This window comes from Cupriavidus sp. GW823-FHT06D04 (assembly GCF_058795055.1).
Window position 1 is genome coordinate 1 of record NZ_JBXAHL010000056.1, and the last position, 26992, is coordinate 26992.

The window sequence follows — 26992 nt, forward strand, 5'->3', positions numbered from 1 at the left end:
TGCTTGCGCTAAACAGCCAGCGCAAGCAGGGCGGCGGCCACTCGAACCTCGTCACCTGTCAAGCGTTCTTGGCGCAAATTGCGATTTTTCTTGGCGGCTTATCTTGGGTGGATTGGGTCTCCACGGCCCCCCGCAGGTGGGAGGCGTTCATTCCATTTCCCGTGTCAATCGGGATTGGTTTTTTGGGTATCTGGTTTGTGCATTTGATCTGAATTTCCTGAAGGCGACGTAGCAGTAAGTCTCGACGGTGGGTCACACTGATATTCGCGGGTTGGCTACCGCATTACAGAGGTCCGCCCAACGAGCCTGCCGCTACCTATGGTCGCAAATCGGATGACATCCCTTGCGTAGTATCTTCGCGGGTTACTCGGGGTGCCCGGGCTACGCCGCCTTCAGGAAATTCCTCCCAGTGGGTTGTGGTGGTTGCCGAAGCGCTGCGTTACACCGCGTACGCCTCTCGCGGTGTAGCCAACGACATGGCAAGCTGGCTGATGTCCCAGATGAACCCGCTCAGTTCGCGCGCCACCGCGACCACCGCAATGTTCGGGTTCTTGCCACGAGCGGCAAGTCTCCGATAGCGCCGGCACAGTCGAACCTGGGCGTCCCAGGACCGGTCAACGATGGCCTTTGGGATGCCTTCGTGCCGGCGCTGGATCTCGGGGCTCACCCGTGCTGGGTGCCGGTAACTCCAGGCAGCCTCGACGAGCAGCTTTCTTGCGTAGCTGTTGCCGGTCTTGGTGACGCTGCCTTGGCGCCGTTTTTCGCCTGACGAGTGTTCGGCGGGCGTCACACCGAGCCAGGCCATCAACTGGCGCGGATGTGCAAAGCGCGAGAGATCACCTAGTTCCGCGAGCATGCCAACGGCGGTGGTGAACTGCACCCCGCGCATGGTCTGCAAGCCCAGTACGGCCGGGTAGAAGCGCCAGTTGACCACCGCCTCGCGCAGGGCCGCTTCGAGACGGCTGCATTGCGCGATCCGGTCCTCGATAGCACGTCGATATTCGTCAAAGGCAAGTTGCTGCCACGCGCTATCGAACACAAAGGCACTGATCCAGCGCCGGTGAGCTGGTCCCCAGTCGGATCTGCCGCTGTAGCGGACCCCATGTGAAAGCAGAAAAGCCTTCAGTCGTTGGCGGGCACGCTTCAGATCGTCTTTGGCGTTGACCCAGGCGCGTGACAGATCCCGGAATGCTTCGTCCTCGACGCTGGGCACGTACACCGCCGACAGGTCCCCTGCACGCAGCGAACGCACCAGCTTGACCGCATCGCGCCGATCGGTCTTGACGCGCTCGCCGGGCTTCTTCGGGATTAGCGACGGCGCGCACACCATGCATTCGAATCCCTTCCCTGCAAGCTGCCGGTAAAGGCCATATCCGCATGGGCCCGCCTCGTAGACGATGCGGATCCGGCGCGCTTTAGACTGCAGGCGCTTGCACAGGCGATCGATATTCGCCTTTGACGTACCGATCTTGCCAAACAGTTCGACCTCGCCGGTGCCGAGTGCGTAAGCGACCGTGATCGAGTCCTTGTGAACGTCCAGACCCACATACAACGTGATATCGTTTTCCATGCTGGCCTCCGCGCTGGAAATCGCCGGGTGCGGCCCTGTCCGCACCGTGCGGCTCTGGCAGCAATGCTAACCCGCGTTTGATTCCTCGCGGCGGGCCAGCCTCTGCAGCACGGGAAGTCATACTGCCTATTCTGTCCGCTAGAGCTAATCAGCCGGAAGCCAAGCGTTCGGCGGCCGCGCCCGCGTCGATTGGAATGGCCGTCATCGTCATCATGCGGCTCAGAGTGATGTGGAAAGTGGCACATGCAATGCCGAGTAGCCTCGGGGCGAGATCAGGCTGATAGATGCGACGTCACATGGGCTGCACCGAGCTAGTGTTCGCTCGGATGGAACTCCACCGCGGCCGCATCGATGAGCGTGGTCGCCACATCGACATCGCCGAGTCTGTCAATTGCCAGCAAGGAAAGCCTGGCCAGGTACAGCGCCGCGTTGGTTTCGCCGAGCGAAGTTAGGGTGTTACAAAGATGAGTGTAGACGGCGTCAAGATCAGTGTCGGTCATTGCGGTATTTTAGCGATTAGGTCGCAGGAAACATTTACGATGAGAGGCAATGCAGCAGGGCGTTGGCAACGCTGGCGGCGGATCCTGTCAGCCAGCGGCCGAGCACGTGTCCATCGGGGCGTATCAGGTACAGAGTGCCGACACGCGCGCCATATCGGTCAAACAGTCGCCCGTCGTGGTCCCAAGCATATTCGCCTGTGGGTGCCGATGGCCGTTGTGCGCAAACCGGCAATACCGCGAATGGCAGGCCTTGGGCCTGCAGGCTGACTTCCAACGCCAAAAGTTCGGCCGGCACTGTGCCATTCTGTGTAAAATAAAGCACCGTGAATCGCGGCTTTACGAGGTCGGTGAGGTGGCCTGCACGCGCCGCGCCATCGGCAAGAATAGTGAGCGGCATTTCCGGTAGCACCGCGCCCGGCTTCGGGCCGGCCGCGAAGGGGTCAACGTCCGCCACGTTAAGTGATGATTCGCGGTAGCTGATCGCCGAAGATTGTCGTGGGTTGATGAGGGAGCGCACATGTTCGTGCCTGACCGCGAGCCCGAGCACCGCCTTTCGCATGAGTTCGAACGCAAACGACGGCGGCGCCATGAACTCCGTGCTTTTGGTCCCGTAACTGAGATTCTCATGCGTGGCGTAGACTCGTTCGTCTGAGTAGGTATCAAGCAGTGCGTCCGCGGCCAGACCCTCGATAACAAACGCGAGCTTCCACGCAAGATTGTCAGCATCGTCGATGCCCGAGTTTGCCCCACGCACGCCGAAGATTGGTACAAGATGCGCAGCATCGCCGCTGAACAATATGCGACCGTGCCGATAGCGCTCCAGCGTTAGTGCATTGGCCTTATAGATCGTAATCCAGATGGGAGCCCAGTCGCCGCGCTCGCCCATCATATCCAATAGGCTTTTCACGCGAGGAATGACGTTCTCAGGCCGAGTTGCGGCTTCGGCATCCTCGCCGTCACGCAATTGGTAATCGATACGCCAGACATTGTGAGGCTGCTTGTGGACCAACACGGTCGAACCTGGATTTGAGGACGGGTCGAAGTACGCGAGGCGTTCAGTCGGACGGTCGCTCTCCAGTTTAATGTCGACGATCACGTAGCGGCCTTCGTAACTGGTGCCCTGAAGAGGCAGACCCGTAAGTTCACGTATGGTGCTGCGCCCGCCGTCACAGGCCACCACCCAGTCAGCGTTGAGTGCATAGTCGCCATCAGGCGTATGGCATTGCAGGGTGGCGCCGTCATCTCGCGCCACCAGACCTGTTACGCGGGTCTGCCAACGGATGTCGATAAGATCGGCACGCTTTTCCGCGGCGTCGAGCAGGAACTGCTCGATGTGATACTGGGCCAAGTTGATCATCGGTGGCAACTTCTGGTCGGCGTCTTGCGGCATCGTGAAGTGGAGCACTTCAGTGTCGCGGTAGAAGCTTCTTCCGCCGGTCCAGGGCAGCCCCGTTTTAAGAAAGCCATCGAGAGCGCCGATTCGTTCAATGATCTCGAGGCTACGACGCGAGATGCATATCGCGCGACTGCCGCTGCATACTGAAGCATCCGCTTCTATTAACACGCTGGCAATGCCGTGGGTGGCGAGCCCGAGCGCAAGCGTCAGCCCCACGGGACCGCCGCCTACGATCGCGACATTATGGTGTTTTGTGTCGATACCATCGCGCAGCATAGGTGTCGCGGGAGCGTAGGTTTTAGCCTCAAAGGGATAAGGTTGAAATGCGATGCTCATTGTTTACTCCGGAATAAAACTCAGGCGACCCCATGCATACGGCTTGACAGCATCAAGAACAACGACGCCGCCGATCGCTAGCAGCACAGCGGCGCACGGCGCGATATAGCCGACGTAGAACAGTGTCGTTGCCTTGCCGTACTGGATACTCGTCATGCTCAGCCCGGCAATGCCGATGTTGAGTAACGACAAGAGCCGAGGCGAGGCCTTGCTGGCACTCATGCGGGAGCCGGGGTCGGGTGGTATGGGTGGCGCAAGGAATGTAGGCGCTCCCATTTGGCTGACTCCGGCATCTGCACTGTCTCGGGCAATAGAACCCAATGCAATTTCTCGTCGCACCTTGGACCTAGTTCGCGGCGATGAGCAGAGTATGGATGGGAGCCCAGCGATGCCTGTCCCTAATTTGGGTACAAGGCGCGGGGTACCAAGCCTACGGAAAAACCCTTATAAATTGCTTGTGGAAAGACATAAGGCGAACAACTGGCGTTGGCTCGCAATGCCCAAGTGGCGGTAGGCGCGCTTCTGATAGGTCACAACGCTAGAAGGCTTCACGCCGATGCACTCGCCAATGTCCTGGGCGGTTCGGCCTTCCAGCACGCCGCGCAGGACGTCCAATTCGCGCTTGGAAAGATCCGGGCAAAGCCCTCTCAGGCGCGCCAGCATCAATTGAGGAACGCCCATTTGCACCTGTCCGCACAGCGCGTAGTGGTGGCGCAATGCTTGGGCGATCAGTGGTGCCATGGCCTCTACCTGTGCAATCTCTCGTGCGTTAAACGGCCCCCGATTACTGTCACGGTAGAGATTTACAGAAAGCCAGATTTCATCCGCTGGCTGAAGAAGCAGTGAGAGCCGGTCTGATACATTGGGGTGGTGGTAGCACGTCGCGCGATACCCCTCATGCGCAATGTCTTCGCTGGTCTGCTGATGCAGCTGCAGATCGCTTCCGATCCGTCGCGGACGCCGCACCGAAACGATCCGCTGAATGCCATCCAGCATATAAAATCGGTTCGCGTAGGTGTCGGCCACATCGCGCAGATAGCGCCCCCCGCGGTGGTCCGCCACCGACATCGTGCGCGGCCGGTTACCGAACTCGTAGGCAAACACCGTGCATTGCGAAATGCCCGCCAGCTCGCCCAGCAACTTGAGGACTTCTGTCGCGAAGGCATTCGCTTCGGTGGCACCAATCGATGACACCAGGCCGATGGCCCGAGAAAGGTCAAGCTGACCTGATATGGGGGGGCGGTCAAGGGACCAGGATCGCATGCGGCCGGATAACTGAGGGACTCGATAGAGTGTAGTACATACGGGGGATTCGGGCAGGCCGGCGACACATACACGCTCGAGTCGGGGCATCGTATCCACTACGTGAGCCCCGCACAGCACCGGTTCACGTAGACACTATCTTGCGGGGTCGTTCAGGCGGTACTGTGGGTGGTTAGCGACGGATACCGGCTGCGCGAAATTTGCCTTGCCTGCGTTGCCCTGATCTAGGGGGTGGTTTTCTACAGATTGGCGGTACTGTCATCTCGATTTCTTTGTCCCTGTGGCTTTGTTGGGGTTCGTTGCGTGGCTCTAGTACAACATCCCGTAAATGGCTTTAATAATTATCGGGCTGCAGATATAGGTGCAGGAGCGTGACGACCACCTCGGCCATCTCGTCGAGTGTACCGTTGCCTGGCAACGGTTCCCAACGCCCGCTATGGCTGCGAAAAGCGGCGCCATAACGATTGCGGCCGAGCTCGGTCAGCCGAGCCACCACGGTCGGCTCCTCGTCGTCCAGACGTTTGATCAGCAGGTGACGCCCGTAGGCTTGCGTGACAATCTGCTCGTGGCCGAGCAGGCTGCGCAGTTGCCGCTGCAATTCGGCAGCGTAATGTTTGGCGGGTAAGGCTGGCATGTCGATCCTCGATTACGATGCGCCGGTTTGCAGCGGGTAGCCCCGGAAACTCCATTTGAACGGGCGGGCCGCCTGATTGTGCGCGCGGATAAACTGCTCGGTGCGCTCACGCAGGTGCGCGATGCTGGTGTGGCTCGCTTGGCGCAGAACCCGGCGCGTGTAGCGGGCAAACCAGAGTTCGATCTGATTGACCCAACTCGCGTGCAACGGCGTGAAGTGGAAGTGAAACTGCTCATCGTGCCGTGTGTTAAACGCCTGCCAGACGGACTGGGCACAATGTGGTCGGGTAAGGACCCGATGTTGCCACCGGGCCCTCCCCTAAGAACGAAACGTGCGAGTTTCCCCGCATTTCGCTCAAGCCTTTCAAAGCCCCGTCGCCGGAGCCGGTTTAACCACTGAGAATCGTCGGCCACGCGCGATCCCGTGGCAGTCCGGATGCAGCATCAGCAGATTGCGACTCGCGTCCGTGCCACCATCGATCACCCGTTCCAGATGGGTTAGACGCCACCCGCTGGACTTCGTAATCATTTGGTGACAGACGGGACACGTCCGCTCCTGGCTCAGCCACAGCCGGATAAGCCGCTTCCGCCCCTTGAGTGAGTCCATCATCGCGAGGCCAAGATGTTCCTCGAAATAGCTTTCCCACTGCGGGTCGAACGGGTTGGCGGCGGCCCTGATTTTCCGGTGCCGCCGTATCGGCGTGCTGGCGATGTCGTACAGCGTCAGAAGTTTGGGCTCTCCTGTGCCGGGCGTCCTGCTGGTTTCGATGCCGAAGACCCAGTGATTCGAGCCAACGACCCGGAAATACTTCGCCCTGATCCACCGAGCGTTCTTTCGCGGATGCCGTCGCCGTGCCCAGCGCCACAGACATTGCCAAATCGCGTGACTGATGTTGCTGAAGATACGTTTCGATACGACATGCCGGTGATAGTTGGCCCATCCCTGAATGAGCGGATTGAGTTTCCTGATCAGCCAGTCCTGCCGCGCCGTCGCGTTGTTCTTCACAATGTCCCGCAGCTTGCGCAGGAAGCGCTGAACGCTCGTTCTGGCCGGCTTAATCAACAACTTGCCGCCATATTTGCGCACGTTCATGCCGAGGAAATCGAACCCATCGTCAATGTGTGTGATCCGGGTCTTTTCTGGCGATAACGACAACCCCCGTTCCGCCAGGAACTGCTCGACCATCGGTTGCACTTCATCCGCCAGTACTTCACGCGTTGCGCCGGTGACAATAAAGTCGTCAGCATAACGGACGATGTGGACCTTCGTTGGGTTACGGCCCCGTCTGCCAAACTGCGCATGTAAGGCTCGCTCTAGTCCGTCGAGGGTCATGTTCATCAGCGCAGGAGAAACGATACCGCCTTGCGGTGTACCAACCTGCGTTGAGTGAAGAACACGGTTATGAAGGTAGCCTGCCTTCAACCATTTTTGCAGTATCGCCTTGTCCGTAGGGATGTTGGCGACAAGCCAGTCGTGCGAAATTTCGTCGAAACAGCTGCGGATATCAGCCTCAAGGATCCACTGCGCACAGTCCGATCGTGCCAGCGCCCGAAAGCACTGTTCGATCGCATCCGCAGTTGACCGGACAGACCTGAACCCGTACGAGTTTGGGTCCGCCGTTGTCTCCGCGACAGGCTCCAGAGCGAGCAGATGCAATGCCTGCTGAGCCCTGTCGACCATGCAGGGAATGCCTAAGGGCCGCTGTTTCCCGTTGGCCTTCGGGATAAAGATCCGTCTCAGCGGACGCGGTTGGTATCCGCGCCGTTTGAGCGACAACACTGCTTCGAGCTTGGACTTTGGCGTAGACCAAGTGATGCCATCTACGCCGGGAGTCCGCTTTCCGCGATTCTCAGTCACCCGTTTAACGGCGAGTGCCTTGCCGCTAAACGAGTGGGTCAGCAACCACTGCAGGGCTTTCAGCCTGCCGTACTTGCCGGCCTGTTGGGCCTTCACGATACGTGCCTGCAGCCGTCGAACCTCGCGATGACATCTGGCCCAATCTATGTCGTGCCAGTGTCGTGCGCGGTCGGAGGACGCACCCGCGCCGAACTGCTGCACAGTCATCTGCTTCTCCTCCTTTGAAGGTTAGTCAAGCTCTCTCGTGACGAAAGACCATGCGGAAGTCTGCCCGCTTTCGCGTGGGATGATGTTGCCTTGCAGCGCAATCCCTGTCCGCCCGATTACAGGGTGGCATTCGCTTTCTCCGCACTCCCTTGCCCGCACCGCCAACAGCCTTCCTCACGGTCGGCCTGCCCGGATGGGCAGCGATACGGGTTTACCGTGTTCCACCAGATTCGCACGAATGGTTTAGATCCTGCCTCTTCACCGGTAGTGTGTCTGTCCGTGCCGCCCCATAAACAAAAGGGCGGGCCTCACTACGTTCCCATTTTGGGTAAGGCCTGTCAGTGCCTTTGGCCTTTTGACAATGACGGTGTTTAACAGCAGTTCAGATATCTTGATCATGCCATCCAGTCTAGCGCCCCCTCCGCATCGACACTCGCAGAGGAGCCTTGGTCTCGCGACCCAGACTCGGCTTGCGCCGGGCTACATTGTCCCGGTGGCTTCATACAACGCCGTTGCCAGCATCGCATGCACCGGTAGACTACGGGCGACGGAACGCCCGGTTTCCTCCCGCCGTTTCCGGCGGTGAAACAACGAGTCTGGCGACTTTCACGTCGCACTGTTCAGGTTGTCCCAGACGACGTGCACCTGTTTTCCCGGGTACGCGGCTGCCACGCGCTCCATGAAGGCTACCAAATCCTCCTGGGTGCGCCGGTCGCGGAAATCTGCCAGCACCTGTCCGGTATGCACGTCCAGCGCGGCAATCAACGCCTGGGTGCCGTGACGAACATACTCAAACTCACGCCGACGAAGCCGGCCCGGTGCGGGGTCACGTCCTGGGTGCTTGCGTTCGATGGCCTGAATGCCGGTCTTCTCGTCGATACTGAGCACCACCGCGTTTCGAGGCGCCTTGCGGTACAGCTTGCAAATCCTGTTGACCTTCTCGCGAAAAGCCGGATCCGGGCTGTGTAGCCACTGCTGGACCCGGTGCGGACGCACGTCGCCGGCCTGCAGAATACGCTGCACCTGACTGCGACTGATTTGCTCAACGACGCCGCGCTCCACCGCGCGCGCCACAATCTCGTCGAGCGTGGGCGTGACCCGTCCCTCAGGTTCCTGCGTTTCGCACGCCAGCGCGATCAACTGCAGTCGCGCCTCGTGCGAAATGCGTGGCGGACGGCCACTGCGCTCGCCCTCACGAATGCCTTGGGCACCTTGCTGGGCAATGCGCTTGCGCCACAGGCAAACCGTTTGCACCGATACACCCAGTTCCCGCGCAATGACAGTATTGGAGTGGCCCTCGTGGGCCCACAAGGCGATACGAGCGCGCATCACATCTCGCTGCGCAGCCGTCTTCCGCTCGATCAGCGAGATCAGTTTCTGTTGTTCTTTCTTCGCCAACTTCACTGGCGTTGCATGACGACCTCGGCTCATCCCGACATGATATCGGAGGCGATTAATTATTCAAGGTATTTACGGGATGTCGTACTAGCTTCGGCGCGACCTCGCTGCGCCCCGCTGTCCAGGCAGCGCGAACCTACACCGATCAGCAGCGCGCGATCATCGAGACGCAAGCTGACATCGTAATGGTGGAGGCATATGCTGGCACCGCCAACACCACCACCGCCGTTGGCTTTTCGTCCGAGCAAGCAAAATCAACAGGTCCGAGTGCCGGATGCGAGAAATCCACACTTTCTGACCGTTCATGAAATCGATTGGTGCTACAACCCCGCTTGTGCTGCGGCCGGTTGTTCAGACTGCCATTCGCTAACATCCAGCAGCGTCCATCGGTCGGCCACGTCCCCGTCTGGCGACGCCAGCAGCAGCGTCTCGCCGCAATGCCCGCAACGATATACAAAGGCCTTTTCGCGGCTGACGATGCGCAGCGTTGCCAATTTCGCCAGTTTCGGATGCGGAGGGACATGCCCCGGCCGGTCCAATTGCGATAGGCACAGATTGCACGCAGACATGTTTGGTTCCTCCGGTACGGTTATGGCACCGTTAAGTACATTGTTGCAAAGTAGGACTGAACCGTCCCGTAACTGCAAATCTTCGGTCGAAGAGGTCCGGGACGAGATGGACTCCATAGTGGCGTTGTCCTGCGTTGCGGGTCATCGAGCAACGCATGCCGTAGCCGTATTCCACCAGCCTGCACAGGAAGTGCCTGACCGGGATCCTGTCTGCCGCGATCCGAAGCCGTTCTTGACCCGTTGACGATGTCAGCATGCCTAGATACCTCTCGCACATCAGGCGCTCGAACTTACTTTGACCGGAACCTTTGGATCGAGCCTACACACGACGACCTATTGGAAGGCATATCCTTGGGGGAAACTCTACGCCACTACTCCTGGGATACTCGCTTGTATTGTGGCTCCTCGCGCTGGCGCCGACTTGATATTCAACTTCGCCGCCCATCATCAAGACTCGCTCCCGGATGCCGACCGACACGAACGCTTGAGGAAATGGGCTTATGCATAGAAATTGACCTACATACAGGGCTGGAATGAGGTGTGCGTGTTACAACGTGCTGATTGCGTGCGTATGCGCCCAGCGCGCAGAAGCGCAGCGTCCAGCTCAGGATACTTTCTGGGCCGCCACACCAGTACTCGAGATACTGGCCGACCCATCGGATCAGGAGATGGCCCCTGGTATGCTGCCTATGTGTCGGCCTTGCCGACCTTGACGAAGTCCGCGATAGTAGCCGCGGCGGCGGGTGCGAACTGTGACACGCACGCGCGTGTCAGCGCCAGCGTGTATGAAAACGCCATGGTGGGATTCTCGAACGTTAAGCATGAAATGCATGGCAGGAAGGTGTGCGTCGGCGAGCTTTGACAGACGGATGAACGCTGCCCAGCTCCCGTCTGCGACTTGCAGAATATCCACCTCTATTGCGTATCCCGCTTCGATATAGGTTCTGGCCTGTCCTGCGAACTGATGTTCTAGTTTGTTGACCATCCTTCTCGCTTCTCCAGAATCTATGTTCACAGATGGCCATCCGCATTCTCTGTTCCCCTCAAACAGCGGCCGCGCGCGACCAAGTATCCCGCGCCAGTAAGCGACGAAACGATAATCACGGTCCGTACCACAGACAAGAGGTAATATGGTCAGCAATCTCACCCTGATGCAGAATCTCCATCGAGCGGCACATAAGCACGATGGCGCGGCTGCCTTCAGATACCTGCGTTCAGAAGTGACTACGACCCTGGCGACGAAGTGACGCGCTAGCTCCCGTGGCCATGCCTACGGGGCCAGAGCCGGCGACGATAACTTACTTGCGTTCCTGCCGTGGTGGATAGTACGACGGCAACCAAGGGTCGATCATCTGGTAGTCAGAATAGATCGACTGTTGGGCTTCTGTGGTGGGCTTGAACATAGAAATTGACCTACATACAGGGACTGGAATAATGCGTGCGGTTACCTCGTGCTGGTCGCGTGCGTCTGCGCCCAGCGCGTGGAGTGTTTGGCAAGAGGTAGCCGCAGGAAGTCATCTGCGCTTCTCCTCAGGGAGCAAACGAAGATCGGCAACCAGACTAGGCGCTAGACAGAGCTTCCTTGCCGCGCTAGCGCTCCGGTCTTAAAAAATGTGTTTGACTCCGACCATAGCGCCGAACTGATTGCCGCCCTGCGCCGGGTTGGAGCCCGCCGCGCCACCGCTGACGGAAAGTGCGAGCTGGCCACCGTTGTTGATAAAGCCGGTAGTGGCATAGACCGACGTCCGCTTGCTAAAAGAGTAAGTTCCACGCAGTGCAAACAAAGTCGCCCTGTTATCAGAACTGTGGAACTTCAGATAATAGCCTTGACCGGCCAAGGTGAAGGCCGGGGTGATCTCATATGAGGCGCCGAGGTACCATAGCTCGCTGCGAGGCGTGCGGCTACCGTCATTGTCGCGGCGAATCACTCCAGCACCTATCTTGGCGCGTTCGAGGATCATGTAGCCACCCACGGAGAGCCGGTCGTCGGTGAGATCGCTGTTGACCAACCCACTGAAGGCACCCGGACCGCCTCGCAAAGAGTCATAGGCCACGTGCACACCCCACCAACCGGTAGCGTACTGGACCATGGCTGACCACTCCCGGCAAGCCTTCCTGTCGGCCGGGTTTTCGCCGGCACAATTGGTCCCTGATGGGCTAGGTCCCGCATTGACAGTATCACGGCCAACGCTGAAGGTACCACCCACTGTGAAGCCCCCGAAGGAGCCCTTGTAGACAACTGCGTTGTCCGCACGGGCGTTGGGTAAGTAACTGTCAAGCGAACCGGAGCCGTAGATGTTGGGTCCCAATATGTCACTGTCTAGCGTTGCCCAGAACAGCATCGTGTACTGCCGGCCAAGCGATACCTGGCCCCACCTGTCGCTCTGTAGCGCAATCATTGCCTGCCGGCCGAATAACCGGCCGCCCTGGTTGGAGGTACCAGCGTCGGGGGCGAAACCGGATTCGAGCCACACCAGCCCTTTCAGCCCACCGCCCAGGTCCTCGGTGCCGCGCAGGCCCCAGCGCGATGGCACCGTGCCGGTGAGGCTCGGCACGCGTGTCAGACTAGCCTTTGTGGCGCCGACGTTGTTTATGTATTCAATACCAGAGTCAACCACGCCGTAAAGTGTCACGCTGGACTGTGCCTGGGCGCTTGAAGGCGCTGCAGCGATAACCGACCCTACAATGGCGAGGATTAGAAGCGTACGCATTATGTCTCCTACTGTGCTTTTATATTCTTTGCTGCACTGATTTTGATATTCACCGGCACTACCTAACCCAATGAGACAACGGCTCGCTTCGGATCTAGAACGCGACTAGACAATCGCTGGTCCAATTTAACAAGCACGGCAGCTAGTACTGAGACTCCCGCCACGAAGTGCATTACTGAGTTCATGCCCCCCGTTTCCTCTCTGAGCAACGCGATGAGATAAGGAGAGATAAACGTATAGCATTGACTCTGCGCCATCACAAACGCTACCGCTATAGAGCCGACAGCCCCCTTATATGCAGCGGCAGGGAGATTCCAAAATACAGGTGCCGCAGACGTTGCACAAGCGACCGTCGTGCTCAATGCGAGAAGTGACAAGGGAATATTCCCAATTACAGCTGGGGCCACTGTCCATGCGAAGGCGCTGAGGCTAAAGATCGCGATCAAGGTACTGTGGCTGTTTTGCCGGCGATCAACATAGGCCGCAACGACCAACATCATGACAGCAGCAAGCGCCCAAGGAATTGCTGACAGTGAGCCAATTGCTAGCACATCGCGGGTGCCGGAAGCTTTGATGAGAGATGGTAGCCAGAAGAGGACAGCAAAGAACAATATGTTGTTGCAACCAAAAATCGCCCCAAGCAGCCAAATTCTCGGCTTTCTGAATAGCACTGAAACGCTCATCTTTGTTTCCTCAGTAGACTCCTGGGCGAGAGCATGCGCAATAGCGGCTTTCTCTTTGCCAGTGAGCCAACGTGCGCTCTCGGGGCGATCCGCTAGAACTGCCCAGGTGATAACGCCTAGGACGGCGGCTGGCAACGCTTCCACGAAAAATAGCCATTGCCAGCCGGCGAGACCATAGGCGCCATCGGCGTAATGCATGAGCGCTCCAGAAAGCGGTCCGGCAATAACACCTGCCACTGCCGACGCCGTCATAAATATTGCAACGGCTTTAGTGCGATATTCCTTGGTGAACCAGGCGCTAAAATAGAAAATCACACCGGGGTAGAAGCCGGCTTCTGCAGCACCAAGCAGAAAACGTAGAACGTAGAACTGAGCCGGTGTTTTGACGAACAACGTGGCTGCGGATGCGATGCCCCAGAGGATCATCAGGAGCCCAAGCCATTTCCGCGCCCCAACGGCGCGCAGTGCGAAATTGCTCGGCACGCCAAACAGCGCGTAACCAATCAGGAACAGGGTCGCACCAAGACCATAAATGGTGTCGCTGAACCCCAACTCCTCGAACATTGTAAGCTTTGCAAAGCCTACGTTCATCTTGTCGATTTGTGAAACTAGAAAGGCGATTGACGTCAGCGGCATTATATGCCAGAAAATTTTGCGAAACATTTTCTGACGGACTCTTTCCTCCTCGATGGATATAACCTTTGACGAATTAGATGCGTTTGACATGGTTGTCTCCGTATTTTAGAGCAATGCACGTCATCCTGTGGGGCAGGGACATGCAATCTCGTCTTATGGTATGAATTGCGCGACACGCGCTTGGGTAGCCGAACAGGACGTTATTCCGCTTTCAGCGGTAGACGTCATCAATTGCATCTCACGAATACAAGGACAATGGATTCGTGACCAAAAGCTTCTGAATAAGGTCGGAGTCGTGATCCGCACTCTCCATGACGAACCTAAGTAGGTCCTCATCATGCGGCTGCGGCTCGCCTTGGATATATGGATTTCGATACATTGGGTGCGGCCAGTCAGTTCCCCAAATTACTCGGTCAGGCGCGTTATGCAGCACTGCACGAGCCATCGGAAGACTATCGGCATAGTTCGGTGCGCCTTCATTCGACCAGCGGTCGAAGTTGCAGATGCCGATCCATACATTGCCTTGCTTCTGCAGATCCAATAGCGCCCGCAGAGCTGGCTGCTCTAGGCCTTCCGCTGGCCGAAGATGTGCCATATGGTCCACCACAAGCGGACCCTTGACAGCCCGTATCCAGCTCTGGAGTTCCAGAAGGTCCGGACCTTCCACATGCACCTTGATGTGCCAGCCAAGTTCCTGTGCACGTTCAGCGGTGCGTAGGAATACTTCTTTTTCTACACGCGGTTGCTTCATGAAGCGCGCGAAAGCAAATCGAATGCCGCGGACGCCGGCGTCGTGCAGTCTCGCGAGGTCCGTATCACTTAGGGAATCGGTAAAGCGGATCACACCACGCAACCGAGGATTTTTCTGCAAAAGCTCGATAAAGTCATCGTGGTCTGAAACCTCAGCGGTACTCTGGACAACGACACCGCGCTCCACGCCGAGGCGCGCGTGCATGGCATTCAGCTTTTCAACCGGTGCATCCATCGGTGAATACGCCCCGATCGACGCAGCTGGTGTCGCGGCACCATTCTGAAAAACGTGGAAATGCGTGTCCCAAGAACCTTGTGGAACGGTTAGCGCTTTCATTGTGTAAAATCCAAAAACAATTCGCAGTTCACCTTGCACTCTTAGCAATCAAACGAGCACAACCGTTAGCAATTTTCTGCGTTGGATTAGGTTCGTGTGGTGAACGCAGGCTCTCATGAATGTTGGAGCCAAGATTTATCCACGTCGACCCACTTTTCGGATCGAGTCCGACATAACGGTATATTTAAGGGCTACTTCTCATATTTTTCGTCTTCGGGATAAAGGCCGAGGCAACGTGCCTGGAGCCTGGCAAGACCGAATAGCGCGTCGATATTTGGGGTAGCAATCCCCCGCCAACGAGCGATCTCCAGAACGGCCCCCACCAACGCGTCCAGTTCGGTCGGCCTCCCTGCTTCGACATCCTGTAACATCGAGGTACGAAACGCTCCTAAGCGACGCGTAACAGCATGCCGGGAATATGGGTCGCCCGGGATCTGAAGACCGATGCTTTCGCCCACCGCTGACGCTTCGAGCATGCAACGTGACATAAAGTCCCGAACCAGAATATCGTCAACGATCCGGTCACCCGTCGCGTGTGTAAGAGCCGAGATTGGATTCACCGTCATGTTGCCCCAGAGCTTGAACCAGATGCTTTGCTGTATCGAATCTGCAGCTACCACATCAAAGCCGGCAGCGCGTAGACTCGAAATAGTGGCAATACAACGTTCAGTATCAGCGCCACCTGTAGGCTCCCCGATAGTCAATCGCGGGCCACTCACGTAGGCGACGGTACCGGGGGTGGGCGTGCTCGCAGAGAGATTACACACACAGCCAATCACGCGTTCCGGTGAAATTGCACGGCTGATCACCCCGGCAGGGTCGACTGTCTCCAGACGAAAATCTCTAACCTCATCTCCCAGTCCAATGCAGAACCACCACGGCACTCCGTTCATCGCCGAAAGTACGGCCGTATGCTTCCCGAGCAGTGGCGCAATTAGCGGTGCAATATCCTTCAATGCGGTGTTCTTCACTGCAAGGATAACTAAGTCCTGCGCACCCAGCTGTGCAGGATCTTCCTCGACGCGCAGTGGCACCCGACATGTCAAGCCTTCTTCGATGAGCGTCATGCCACTACGCCTGACGCTCACAAGTGTCTCACCTCGGGCGACAGCACTGACTTCCGTTCCGGCGAGCGCCAACCGCCCAGCAATCAATCCGCCTACCGCGCCTAAGCCAAAGATGCAAACTTTCATACCGATCACACCTTGTATCCAGGATCGATTTGATCAACTTGCCGCACCAGTGCGTCGAAGACTACGCGGCCAACTCCATGCGCCGAGTCAAACTGCAAGGCGTCTTCGCTCGCCCTGCGTTGGACCGCTTCCGGAATAGGAATCGTCTTTCCAAGCACGGCGCCAGCAACCTGGATCTCGCAAGCTCGCTGTAGGGTCCACAAATATGCGAACGCCTCCGGCAAAGTTGATCCCCATGAAAGAAGACCGTGATTGCGCAAAATAACCGCATGCGCATTCCCGATCGACCTCACCACTCGCGGGCCCTCGTCTGCATGAACCGTAACGCCTTCGAAATCGTGGTAAGCCAGGCGTCCGTGCAGTTGTGCAGCATAGAAGTTGTCCATCGAAAGTCCGGCTTGACTACCCGCGACCGCGCAGCCTGCGGTTGTATGAGTGTGCATAATGCAATGGGCATCCGCGACACCGCCGTGGATGGCCGAATGCAGAATAAAGCCAGCTGGATTGATCGGCCATGACTCATGGCGCACCAGATTTCCGTGCAGATCTACCTTCACTAAGTTGGATGCTGTTACCTCGGTGTAGTGCAAGCCGAATGGATTGATAAGAAAGTGAGGTTCTTCGCCAGGTACTCGAAGCGAGATGTGGTTAAAGACGAGTTCTGTCCAGCCCAGCAGGGCGAAGATTCGATAGCACGCGGCAAGCTCGATTCGGAGAGCTCGTTCATCGTCCGGGAATGTAGATAGCGACATTGGTAGCTCGTTAGATGGATGGATTGAAGGGTACGTGGATCACGTAGGCTGGTTCTCAGGTGCGGCGCTCGTGTTCCCTACCCTCCCAGCAACTCCCCGAAGAATCGTCCTAGCGTTCGCACAAGCGATTGCGTGGTGGGATTCTTCATCAAATCCATAGTTTTTTAGCGTGGAAATGGTGCGCCCCATCATGCCCGGAGCGAAGGGAAAGTCGCTGCCAAATAAGATCTGGCTCGTGGGAACAAATTTTGTCAGTGCAGCCAGGGCCGGCTCGTTCGCGGAAAGCGCAGTATCGTAGTATTGGCGTTGCAGCAACTTCATCGCACCGCCAGGCGTTTTCTCGGCGAACGTTTCGACTGCCTCAAGCCGCGCCATCCGGTGGGCCAGGAATGGGACCGCACCTCCGGCATGCGAAAAGATGAAGCGCACGTTCGGGCAACGGGCCATTGTGCCGCTGAACAATAGACTCATGACTGAGCGAGTTGTGTCTAACGGAAATTCCAGAATGGAAGCAGGAAAATCTGGCAACAGACGGCGGGATGCCTCACCTGCATTCGGATGCACAAAGACCGTAGCGCCTCGGCGGTTAAGTTCATCAAATACCGGTGCGAACTCCGGGGCTCCGAGATACTGGTTTCCGTAGCTGCTGAAGAGTCCGAAGCCATCAGTGCACAAGGTATCGGCGCAATGTGCGATTTCGGCGAGCGACGCGTCGACGGCTGGTAATGGCAGCGCGGCAAACATGCCAAAACGCGTCGGAAATTGTTGAACCAGCGATGCCATGTAGTCGTTGCATCGGCGCGCAAGCCGCACTGTGGCATCCCGATCACCAAACCATAATCCGGGTGCTGAAATCGACAACAATGCAAGGGCCACGCCGTTTTCGTCCATGGCGTCCAGCGATTTTTGTGCCGTCCATTCCAGCGCGACGCTGGAATAGCGCGGCGCCTGCGTCAGAATTGGCTCCATGCCAACCTCGTCGATATAGAAGTCGGGCAGAAGATGATGGTGAACGTCGATGTATGCGGTCATTCTGAGAGTTGCTCTCTTTCGCGCCCTCATTTGGGCAGGTACAGGGGACGAGGGACTGTTGACCTGAATGCTATATCGCACCAGAATGCTTTAAAAGCAGATTTCGGCAATATCAAGAATCGATACCATGGATATCAGAGGTCTAGACCTTAACCTCCTACCTGTGTTGGATGCGCTACTTAGGCACCAAAGCGTCACACTGGCCGCGCAGGAGCTTAAGATGAGCCAGTCGGCCTTAAGTGCGGCATTAGCCAGACTGCGTACGCTTCTTGGAGACGAACTCTTGGTGCGCACAGGACGTGGAATGCGCCCCACGGCGCGCGCGGCTGACCTCGCCGGTCCCTTGGCGTCGATACTCGGACAAGTCCGTGATGACATTCTCCAGGGGGGAGCATATGATCCAAAGCGCACTCAACGTCTGTTCAGCATTTGCCTCTCTGACGTGGGTAGCTATGTGCTGTGGCCAGCTATTGTCCGTGCAGTACGTGCGCAGGCCCCTCAAATTGAATTGCGACTACTCAATCTTGCGCAGCCGGCAATTGAACAGTCGCTGGAGCGGGCAGAAGCCGATCTTGCGATCGGCGCATTTCCCGCGTTGCGTTCCTCGCTTTATCAACGCAGGTTGTATGAGCGAACGTACGTATGCTTGGTCCGATCTCAACACCCGTTTGCTGGGAGCTCACTTACGTTAGAACAGTTCGCCAGCACTCCGCAGGTTGTCGTCCACACCGCTTCAGGCATCCAAGGCAACATCGATGAGTCTTTGGCCTCGCGCGGCCTAACGCGATCACATACCGTTTCAATGCCGTCCTATTTATTACTTCCGCCTCTACTTGAGTCGGATGACTGCCTCGCCGTGGTTCCAGAACAGTTGGCGGATGTGCTTGTGCGCCATTGGAATCTCGTAACCTTGAAACTTCCGATGCCATTACCCACCAGCACAATCCGGCTGTACTGGCATCGGCGATTCCATGAAGATGCGGGCAACATATGGCTTCGACAGCTAATAGTCGCAGAATTTGGATCAAAGATAGGTTCCCTCTAAAATGTTTCGACCAGGCTCATCGTGAGACAGCGAATTGGAAGTGTTGATCGGTATAGGGACGGCGGCTAGAGCCGCGCCGGTGCCACGCCACCTGGCATGCGGGTTCGCACCAGGCGGTTAGAGAAGTTGAGGTCATATGAGGCGGGAAGCCAAGTGCGTCGACGTATCAGATCGTAAGAATGCGGTTCAGACCAGCCTCGCTGTGAGCTCACCAGCGATCGGCACCGCCGACAATGAGGGGCTGCCAGCTCATGAGCCGCGCCGAGACTTCGGAGACGACTGTAGACCGTCGTTCCAACGCGCCAGTGCTTGAGCTGAATGGCCCTGAGGCGGTGGCGGCGTATCCATGAGTCCAGATCTTTGAACATCTGGGCTGTCTGTGCCAGTCGGAAGCAGGACTTCCACCCCGGCAGATATTCCCGCCATCTGTTCTGCGACCTTGGCCATGCAGACTTGGCTGCCGCCTATCGAGAAGCCCGGACAACCGGGACAGAGGAGCAAGCGGCGTTACCGGCCACGCAAAATTGCCGGCTTCGCAATGTGCGCAGCACGTTCAAGGATACAAAACTGCTTCGAGTGAGCGATGTCGGCGCGTATCAGCGCGTTGACTACCGGAAAGGAGCACTGCCTCGTCCACCGCGTCGGCATTGTTGTCCATCTTGCCTCCTCGAAGGTGGCCTTCGCGAGCCCGCGGCACGCTGGCAGGGCGCCGCATCAAGCATGCATGCGTCGAACGCGCCGGTCCCATCCGACGGAGCCAATCGTCATCAACTCGCTGCCCCTTGCCACGCCAAGCATCAACTGGCACTTACATGCGCTGCGTGTTCCACGCAAGCACCAAGTTCGTCAGCAGGGTCAAGGAACCAGAAATCGCGATCCTCGCGTCACGACGCCGTCTCCGCGCGCTGGCATGGCCTTGCCTGTGAAGATCGCACGCTGGAGCTTGTGCACCGACTCACCGCGACTGAGTAGTGCATGCAGTTCTCGGCGGAAACTCGACGTTGCTGTAATAGTCACACAGGAACAGGGTACGCAGCAGCTTGCCAAGTTGTTCCGCCGTCCGATGAATCGGATCTCCTCGGGCTGCGCTGCCGAATCGCTGCAACGCGACGACAGCGCTGACACGCCCTGACTTGACTGATGCAACGAGCTGCAGCAGCCCGTCCCAGTCGTCGCGAATAGGTTTGAGTGAAGTGGCAATCGCGGTGCGGCCAACCGGGGCGGGATAGCATCAGCTCAGAAACTGTGGCGCATACCGATTACCGCGCCGATCTGGTTTAGACCGGGGACAACCGAGCCGTCGTAGCCATTGCCTCCCAGCGTTGAGCCGCCGTTATTCTTGGTGTACGAGGTTGTAACGTAGGCGTCGGTCCGCTTGGAAAGCCGGTAGTCGACCGACAATACGAACGAGATCGGGCCCTTGGCGGAGGTTCGGTCGTTCGTCTTGTAAACCGCACCGGTCAGCGCAAGGCTGGGAGTAATGTTCCAGTTTGCGCCGCTCCACATCAGATCAGTCCGCGTCATGGAGACCAGCAATTGACTGACGAGCCGCCGATACCCCAGGTATGCGGTCACGGGCCCGATATCAACCGCGGCCGCGCCAACATAGCGGCGCTCCGTCAGCCCGGCCGTCGCCGCCGAGTTGCCGTTGAGTTGGTCGTATGCGCCGCCAAAACGGAACTTGCCCGCCTGGTAGGCAAAGCCGGCGCTCATGTCGCGGCCAACGCGGCTGTTACCGGCGACTTCAGAGCCGTTGGCTACGGTTGAGTCAATGCCGAAGCTGTACAGCGCTGCGACGGTGAGCCCACCGAACTGACCAGTGTACTTGGCGGCATTATCGACTCGTCCCGCCAACCATGGATCATGGCTAAAGGACGAATACTTCGGCGCGAAATACATCGGATCGAAGGTAATTATCAGGTCGAACATCACATTGTGATGCCGGCCCAGTGTGAATTGCCCGACCATATTGCTGTCAAGGCCTACATACGCCTTGCGCCCGAACAGCCGTCCGCCCTGCCCAGCCATGCCGTTGTCGAGCACGATGCCGCCTTCCAGCACGAATACTCTTTTTAGACCGCCACCCAGGTCTTCCACGCCACGCATGCCCCAGCGGCTGGCCGCGATGTTTGCCGATGTCAGGCGGTAAAGGTTCTCTCCATGTCCGGTTGGAGCGGGAACGTGGTTGAGATATTCAATGCCAACGTCTGCCGTCCCGTAAAGGATGACTGACGATTGCGCATGCGCGTGGGTTACCCCCACCGCGAGCAGGACGCCCGCGATGGTCAAATGATTCTTCATAGCTCCTCCGGTAATAAGAGTGGCCCCGCCGGAGCGGCATGAACCATGTGGGGCGCGCTGTCTCGTGTCTTGTGCCGCCCGTACCTGTGCTCAGAAACGCTACGAGCTTCTATCAACTTATTTGAGACCGAGGCAATGGTAAATGGCTTGCTGACTTCGAGCTTATGCATTGATTGCAGCATCCTGATTCATATAGCTCAGCGCACTATTCCGACGATTTATTCAATCCATACTGCAAATGCATTGTCTTCAGTCGACAAATTCCGGACCTATTCCTTAACCTGCAGCCAGCCAACCAGTCAGTTGTGAGCGTGCTTCTGTCGCGCTGCGCGTGGCACATCAGACAACGCTGCGAGCCAACACCACCAGGCGCTGTTCGCGCGTTCAGGGATGGCCGACTCGCCGGCAACCGCCCTAGCGTCCCTCACCAGCCACTTACGCAACCATCGTCGGGCACCCTGTCTTTGTGGTCCCGGTCCACCAGGAGTCAGGATTTCATGTCCAGCCAAGCTCAGCCACGCCTGCTGAAGAATCAAACCTATATCAACGGGGAATGGGTCCACGCCCACGACGGCGCCAAGATCGAGGTGCGCAACCCAGCCAGCGGTGAGCTACTCGGCACCGTTCCCAACATGGGAGCCACCGAGACGCGGCGTGCCATCGAAGCCGCCGACGTAGCGTTCGCGAAATGGCGCATGGAAACTGCCGAAACGCGCTCACGCCTGCTCAAGCGTTGGTTCGAACTGCTAAACCAGCATCAGGAAGACCTTGCAGTCCTGATGACCTCCGAGCAGGGCAAACCGCTTGCGGAGGCGCGCGGCGAAATCGCCTACGCGGCCTCGTACATCGAATGGTTTGCCGAGGAGGCGCGGCGCGTCTATGGCGACCTCCTTCCCTCGCCGTGGCCTGACAAACAATTGCTGGTGCAGAAGGAGCCGGTGGGCGTCTGCGCGGCGATTACGCCGTGGAATTTTCCGGCCGCGATGATCGCGCGCAAGGTCGCTCCTGCGCTGGCGGCGGGTTGCACAATTATTGTCAAACCGGCCTCGCAGACGCCGTTGTCAGCGCTTGCCATGGCCGCGCTGGCCGAGCAGGCGGACATCCCGCCCGGCGTGTTCAACGTGGTCACGGGAAACGCGCGGGTGATCGGCGGCGAACTGACAGCGAATTCGCTGGTGCGCAAGCTGACCTTCACCGGTTCCACGGATATCGGGCGAACCCTGGCTGCGCAGTGCGCGCCGACCCTGAAGAAGATGTCTCTGGAGCTGGGCGGCAACGCGCCATTTATCGTCTTCGAAGATGCGGACCTCAATGCGGCGGTGCAAGGCGCCATCGCCGCAAAGTATCGCAACAGCGGGCAGACCTGCGTGTGTGCAAACCGCTTTTACGTGCAGGCCGGCATCTACGAGGAATTTACCGCGCGATTCGCTCGTGCGACGACGGCGCTGCGCGTCGGCAACGGCCTTGAGCCGGGCGTCCAGCTTGGGCCTCTGATTGACGCTCCCGCCTTGAGAAGTGTGGAGGCGCTGGTAGCGGACGCCTTGTCCAAGGGTGCCCGTGCGGTGGTCGGCGGCGGTCGCCACGTCCACGGCGGGAGCTATTTTGAGCCAACAGTGCTGGTCGACGTTGACACGTCGATGCGGGTGGCTACTGAGGAGATATTCGGACCGGTGGCGCCCCTCTTGCCGTTCCGGGACGAGGCAGACGTGATCGGGCTGGCCAACGACACCGAGTTCGGGCTTGCCTCCTATTTCTATGCGAAGGACCTGGCACGCGTATGGCGGGTCGCCGGTGCCCTGCAGTACGGGATGGTAGGCGTGAATACCGGAGTCATCAGTACTGCGGTGGCGCCGTTCGGGGGCATCAAGCAATCTGGCATGGGACGGGAAGGCTCCAGGTACGGAATGGAGGAGTATGTGCAGACGAAGTACGTCTGCCTGGGTGGGCTCTGATCGCCCGCCGCTACCGGTCTTACCCAGCCACAGGTCCCGGTTGAGCCAAAGTCGCGCCCGGGTCGTACTCGAAAACGAGCGCGATTTCGGGCGCGATCCGGATGGCCTCACAGGCCGCCGCGCACGTCCATCAGGCAGCCGGTGACATAGGAGGCAGCGGGAGAAGCCAGCCACATTACTGCATCCGCAACCTCCTGCGCGGTGCCCATGCGCCCCATCGGGATCGCGCCGATCATCGCCTGGAGCGCTGCAGGGGTGCGCTGGTGCTGGATCTCCGTGTCGATGACACCGGGGCGCACTGCGTTCACGCGGATTCCCTCGGCCGCGACCTCCTTGGACAAGCCAATGGTCATGGTGTCCACGGCGCCCTTGGTGGCCGCGTAATGCACCCACGTGGCCGGCGCACCAAGCACCGCAGCTCCCGACGAAATGTTGACGATGACGCCTCCGTTTCCACCGTACTGGGTAGACATGCGCCGCACGGCTTCGCGCGCGGCGATGAACGCGCCGAAGACATTGACCCGCAATACCTCGGCGAGCATGCCGGCAGACAGGTCCGCCACGCGCGACATTCCGCCCGTGAGGCCTGCATTATTAACCAGCACACCGACGCGGCCAAGCGCGTCGATCTGCCGGAACGCCTCGCACACTACGGCCTCGTCGCCTACGTCGGCCTGGATCGCCCAGGCTTTGCCGCCAGCCGTTGCAATCTCCTCCACCAGACACCCGGCGGCCTGGGTGTCCTGCCGGTACAGCACGACGACGGGTCGCTCGCGCGCGGCCCTGCGCGCTATCTCTGCGCCGATGCCACGGCTGGCACCGGTAATGACAAACAATCCGTCATGCGGACTGGATAAGACTGGCATGTTGCTCTCCGTTAGGTCGCCACACGGCACGGGCCTCGCGAATTTCCGGTTGTGCCCGCATGTAGCGATGTGATGCAATTGACAGAAAAATAGGGAGACACTGATGGACTTCAACCGACTGGACCTTAATCTTCTGAAGATCTTTGATTCCGTGTATCGACTCAGGAACCTCAATGAGGTTGCCAAGGAGGTGCACCTCAGCCAGCCGGCCGTCAGCCATGCGCTCGCGCGCCTGCGCGAAACGCTCTCCGACAGGCTCTTTGTCCGAACGCCGGGTGGCCTCGAGCCCACCGAGCGCTGCGAACGGCTTGCGGCCCCCTTCCGCGCCGCGCTGGAAACGATCAAGGACTCGCTGATCGACGCTTCCGACTTCCAGCCGGAAGACTGCACGCGCGAGTTCCGCCTGCTGCTTTCGGATGTGGGGGAGATGCTGTTGGTGCCACCGCTGATGAGCCGGCTGCGCAGTGTCGCACCTCACGTCAAGCTGGCCATCATCCAGGCGCCGCGTTCCAGCTACGAGCGAATGTTGCGCGACCGCGAGGTCGACATCGCCGTGGGCCACCTGAACATGCCCCGGGAAACGATCCGCAAGGAGGCACTGTTCCGCGACCACTGCGTCGTGTTGCGGCGCAGGCAATCCGGCCGGAAGCGCGCGCTGACCCGCGAGGTTTTCGAACAGAGCTACCACGTGATGGTTCTCCCGCCCGACGATCCCGTGGAGGAAGGACTCGTGGATCTCAACGTGTCGCGCAAGGTCATGCTGCGTATTCCTAACTACTTCGCCCTGCCGGAGGTCATCGGTACGTCGGACCTGCTGGCTACCGTACCATCGCGCATTGGCCTGCACCTGCAGCGCAGGGCGGCCCTGGATATTCACGAAGTGCCCTTTCTCACGGCCGTGTTCGATGTCCAGATGTACTGGCACACGCGACACGACGACGATCCGGCGCACATCTGGCTGCGCGGGATCTTCACCGCCCTTTTTCAGGCGCAGGCGGCTTCCGATCCGGCCGCGCCCGCACCGTAGAAACCATGGCCCGCGCGACTAGTATGGGCTACCTCCCGTGGTCGATGGCGCCTGTGCGCCGGTGAACTGTCTGGCCAGCCCCGCCGCGGCCCGGGCTAGCAGGGTGGTGTCCACGCCAACGGCAACGAACCGGGCCCCAGCCTCCAAATACTCCTGTGCCAACCCGGGGTCGGCCGCCAATACACCGGCCGCCTTCCCCGCGGCACGGACGCGCCTTATTCCAGCCAGAATGGCCGCGTGCACCGTGGGATGGTTCACCTGGCCCCGGCACCCCATCGAGGCCGCCAGGTCGGCGGGTCCGAAGAATACGCCGTCCACGCCCTCCACAGCCGCGATTCCGTCGAGGTTTTCCAGGGCGAGCGTGCTCTCCGCCTGCACCAGCAGGCACATCTGCGCGTTCGCCTGATTCACGTAGTCCTCAACCTGGTTCCATCGCGAGGCCCGCGCCAGCGCGGCGCCGAGTCCACGAATGCCATCCGGTGGGTAGCGCATGGCGCACACCATGGCGGCGGCCTGCTCCGGCGTGTCCACCATTGGCACAAGCAGGGTCTGGGCGCCAATGTCCAGGTATTGCTTGATCAGCGCCACATCGCCACTCACTGGCCGTACCACCGGGTGCACCGGATAGGCCGAGACCGCTCGCAGTTGGGCGAGCATGGTCCGTACATCGTTGGGCGCGTGCTCCCCATCGAGCAGCAGCCAGTCGAACCCGCAGCCGGCCAGCAGCTCGGCCGCGTTAGCGTCGGCCAGGCCAACCCACAGGCCGATGCGGGTCTGGTCGGCACGCAGGGCGTCGCGGAAGGTATTGTGAAAATTCAGCATGACAGCGCTCCTTCGTTTCCCTGCGCGCATTTAGCCGGCCTGCCGCGGACCCACGTAGCCCTTCTGGCCGGCCTCCGACCCCAGGTTAATGATCGGCCCGTCCATGCGCTCCTGCCAGATCAGCGACTCCATGCCGATGTGCAGCGGATGGTCTTGCACGGTCAGGACCATTGCCCCTTCCTCGTTGTAGTAGTGAGCATGCTCCGACCATGAGGGCCCCGAAAGCATCAGGTCCCCCGCTTTCCATGGGATCGTCTGTTCACCGACCACGCTCTTTCCGCTTCCGCCGAAGTGGTAGTTGATGGCAATCGAGCTGTGCTTGTGTCCGCGCCCCACTGGCCGAGTTGCCACGCCTTTGGCCTGCGAGAACAACGTGGCGAAGAACGAATGGGTCGTGCCGTTGCGGCGCTCCGTGGCAGGGTTATAGAGCAGCATGATGCTACGCCTGCCGTCCCCTTTCTCGAAAGTCAGCGTCTGCGATGCAAGCTCCCAGGGCCAGACCAGCGGGCGGTTCTCCACCACCTCGATGTCCGTGAGGAACTCATAGCCGCGCAGGCGCGCGCCCTCCTCCGTAATCTGGATGTCGGGTGCGTTGGCCCGGTTGATGTTGAGGTTCACGCCCGCGCTCGCGGCGATCGCCTTGTTCTCCCACCCCGCCTGCGCGTAATCGACCCAGTGCACACCAAGCTTGCGCAGCAGCGGCGCATTCGAATAGACCAGACGGACCCACAGGCCCTGCCCGGTATTCTTGTAGCGATATGGCTGCATCGATGGAATCGACAGGACGTCCCACATTCCCATCGACAGTGTCTGGTTGCCCACCATGACGGCGCCGGATCCATGGAGGCAGAACTGGAGCTGGTTCGAATTGCGCAGCAGCGGGCGGCTCTGCTCTCCGGGCTTGAGCACCTCGATCGTGACGTCCACGCCCGGGCCAAAACCCAGCGTGCCGTCAGTGCACGACGGATGCACGACGGCCGTGGCACGACGGCCGTCGTGGGGCTGGGCCTGGTCGGTAAGTCGCTCGATCTCCCTGTCGATGGCCTCACGCGGCACCAGCACGGGTTCCCAGTGCGTGATCGGGGTCGGAGTGGCGCCGCTGACGTCCACCAGGCAATACATGTTCTCGGACATTTATGTCTCCAGATGATTGGA

22 protein-coding genes and 4 pseudogenes are annotated in these 26992 nt (G+C 59.1%); 4 read left to right on the plus strand and 22 right to left on the minus strand.

The annotated features are described in order from the left end of the window. Positions 1-212: pseudogene (locus tag AC1Q7H_RS36515) on the plus strand (hypothetical protein); the annotation flags it as partial. A 227-nt stretch (positions 213-439) separates the two neighbouring features. Here AC1Q7H_RS36515 and AC1Q7H_RS36520 read toward each other — a convergent pair. From AC1Q7H_RS36520 to AC1Q7H_RS36595, 16 genes and pseudogenes are all read right to left on the minus strand, one after another. After that, positions 440-1570: an IS110 family RNA-guided transposase gene (locus tag AC1Q7H_RS36520; RefSeq protein ID WP_492316694.1), complete on the minus strand. Its 1131-nt coding sequence runs from the start codon at positions 1568-1570 to the stop codon at positions 440-442. Between the two features lie 311 nt (positions 1571-1881). Continuing rightward, entirely contained in the window at positions 1882-2070 is a 189-nt protein-coding gene (locus tag AC1Q7H_RS36525) for a hypothetical protein (protein WP_492316693.1), read from the minus strand. Between the two features lie 34 nt (positions 2071-2104). Beyond that, a complete protein-coding gene (locus AC1Q7H_RS36530; protein ID WP_492316692.1) occupies positions 2105-3802 on the minus strand; it encodes an FAD-dependent oxidoreductase in 1698 nt (565 codons plus the stop codon). Positions 3803-3805: 3 nt separating this feature from the next. Next, the gene (locus AC1Q7H_RS36535; protein WP_492316691.1) at positions 3806-4024 is read right to left on the minus strand and encodes a hypothetical protein; all 219 of its coding nucleotides are present in this window, start codon (positions 4022-4024) and stop codon (positions 3806-3808) included. A gap of 222 nt (positions 4025-4246) precedes the next feature. Beyond that, entirely contained in the window at positions 4247-5065 is an 819-nt protein-coding gene (locus tag AC1Q7H_RS36540) for a helix-turn-helix transcriptional regulator (protein ID WP_492316690.1), read from the minus strand. 334 nt (positions 5066-5399) lie between these two features. Then, positions 5400-5699, minus strand: a complete 300-nt coding sequence (locus AC1Q7H_RS36545) for a hypothetical protein (protein ID WP_435384804.1) — start codon at positions 5697-5699, stop codon at positions 5400-5402. A 12-nt stretch (positions 5700-5711) separates the two neighbouring features. Beyond that, a pseudogene (locus AC1Q7H_RS36550) lies at positions 5712-5978 on the minus strand (IS630 family transposase); the annotation flags it as partial. A gap of 84 nt (positions 5979-6062) precedes the next feature. After that, positions 6063-7763 carry a group II intron reverse transcriptase/maturase gene (ltrA, locus tag AC1Q7H_RS36555; RefSeq protein WP_492316689.1) on the minus strand — a complete coding sequence of 567 codons (1701 nt, stop codon included), beginning with the start codon at positions 7761-7763 and terminating at the stop codon, positions 6063-6065. A 615-nt stretch (positions 7764-8378) separates the two neighbouring features. Next, positions 8379-9194, minus strand: a pseudogene (locus tag AC1Q7H_RS36560) (IS630 family transposase); the annotation flags it as partial. A gap of 287 nt (positions 9195-9481) precedes the next feature. After that, positions 9482-9730: a hypothetical protein gene (locus AC1Q7H_RS36565; RefSeq protein ID WP_492316688.1), complete on the minus strand. Its 249-nt coding sequence runs from the start codon at positions 9728-9730 to the stop codon at positions 9482-9484. 1604 nt (positions 9731-11334) lie between these two features. Beyond that, the gene (locus tag AC1Q7H_RS36570) at positions 11335-12441 is read right to left on the minus strand and encodes a porin (RefSeq protein WP_492316687.1); all 1107 of its coding nucleotides are present in this window, start codon (positions 12439-12441) and stop codon (positions 11335-11337) included. 62 nt (positions 12442-12503) lie between these two features. Beyond that, positions 12504-13850: an MFS transporter gene (locus AC1Q7H_RS36575; protein ID WP_492316686.1), complete on the minus strand. Its 1347-nt coding sequence runs from the start codon at positions 13848-13850 to the stop codon at positions 12504-12506. Between the two features lie 148 nt (positions 13851-13998). Further along, complete coding sequence (locus AC1Q7H_RS36580; RefSeq protein ID WP_492316685.1) at positions 13999-14847, minus strand: amidohydrolase family protein; 849 nt, start codon at positions 14845-14847, stop codon at positions 13999-14001. Between the two features lie 191 nt (positions 14848-15038). Then, the gene (locus AC1Q7H_RS36585) at positions 15039-16040 is read right to left on the minus strand and encodes a 2-dehydropantoate 2-reductase (RefSeq protein ID WP_492316684.1); all 1002 of its coding nucleotides are present in this window, start codon (positions 16038-16040) and stop codon (positions 15039-15041) included. 5 nt (positions 16041-16045) lie between these two features. Further along, complete coding sequence (locus tag AC1Q7H_RS36590; protein WP_492316683.1) at positions 16046-16792, minus strand: class II aldolase/adducin family protein; 747 nt, start codon at positions 16790-16792, stop codon at positions 16046-16048. A 39-nt stretch (positions 16793-16831) separates the two neighbouring features. After that, positions 16832-17824, minus strand: coding sequence for an amidohydrolase family protein (locus AC1Q7H_RS36595; protein ID WP_492316682.1), 993 nt, complete (start codon positions 17822-17824; stop codon positions 16832-16834). Positions 17825-17951: 127 nt separating this feature from the next. On the opposite strand from AC1Q7H_RS36595, the gene AC1Q7H_RS36600 reads away from it, so the two are divergent. Further along, the gene (locus AC1Q7H_RS36600; RefSeq protein WP_492316681.1) at positions 17952-18869 is read left to right on the plus strand and encodes a LysR family transcriptional regulator; all 918 of its coding nucleotides are present in this window, start codon (positions 17952-17954) and stop codon (positions 18867-18869) included. Between the two features lie 65 nt (positions 18870-18934). Here AC1Q7H_RS36600 and AC1Q7H_RS36605 read toward each other — a convergent pair whose 3' ends face one another. The 3 genes and pseudogenes from AC1Q7H_RS36605 to AC1Q7H_RS36615 all read right to left on the minus strand — a co-directional run bounded on the left by AC1Q7H_RS36605 (position 18935) and on the right by AC1Q7H_RS36615 (position 21170). Beyond that, positions 18935-19237 carry a hypothetical protein gene (locus AC1Q7H_RS36605; protein ID WP_492316680.1) on the minus strand — a complete coding sequence of 101 codons (303 nt, stop codon included), beginning with the start codon at positions 19235-19237 and terminating at the stop codon, positions 18935-18937. Between the two features lie 356 nt (positions 19238-19593). Then, positions 19594-20061 (minus strand): annotated as a pseudogene (locus AC1Q7H_RS36610) (Tn3 family transposase); the annotation flags it as partial. Positions 20062-20105: 44 nt separating this feature from the next. Further along, positions 20106-21170, minus strand: a complete 1065-nt coding sequence (locus AC1Q7H_RS36615; RefSeq protein WP_492316679.1) for a porin — start codon at positions 21168-21170, stop codon at positions 20106-20108. Positions 21171-21667: 497 nt separating this feature from the next. Between AC1Q7H_RS36615 and AC1Q7H_RS36620 the strand changes: the two genes are divergently transcribed. After that, positions 21668-23122, plus strand: a complete 1455-nt coding sequence (locus AC1Q7H_RS36620) for an NAD-dependent succinate-semialdehyde dehydrogenase (protein ID WP_492316678.1) — start codon at positions 21668-21670, stop codon at positions 23120-23122. A 107-nt stretch (positions 23123-23229) separates the two neighbouring features. Here the strand turns inward: AC1Q7H_RS36620 and AC1Q7H_RS36625 are convergent, their stop codons facing one another. Then, on the minus strand, positions 23230-23988 hold the full coding sequence (locus tag AC1Q7H_RS36625) for an SDR family oxidoreductase (protein WP_492316677.1): 759 nt from the start codon (positions 23986-23988) through the stop codon (positions 23230-23232). A gap of 103 nt (positions 23989-24091) precedes the next feature. On the opposite strand from AC1Q7H_RS36625, the gene AC1Q7H_RS36630 reads away from it, so the two are divergent. Continuing rightward, positions 24092-25015 carry a LysR family transcriptional regulator gene (locus AC1Q7H_RS36630; protein WP_492316676.1) on the plus strand — a complete coding sequence of 308 codons (924 nt, stop codon included), beginning with the start codon at positions 24092-24094 and terminating at the stop codon, positions 25013-25015. Positions 25016-25033: 18 nt separating this feature from the next. Here the strand turns inward: AC1Q7H_RS36630 and hpaI are convergent, their stop codons facing one another. After that, on the minus strand, positions 25034-25837 hold the full coding sequence (gene hpaI / locus AC1Q7H_RS36635; protein ID WP_492316675.1) for a 4-hydroxy-2-oxoheptanedioate aldolase: 804 nt from the start codon (positions 25835-25837) through the stop codon (positions 25034-25036). Positions 25838-25867: 30 nt separating this feature from the next. Beyond that, entirely contained in the window at positions 25868-26971 is a 1104-nt protein-coding gene (locus AC1Q7H_RS36640; protein ID WP_492316674.1) for a cupin domain-containing protein, read from the minus strand. Positions 26972-26992 lie beyond the last annotated feature (21 nt).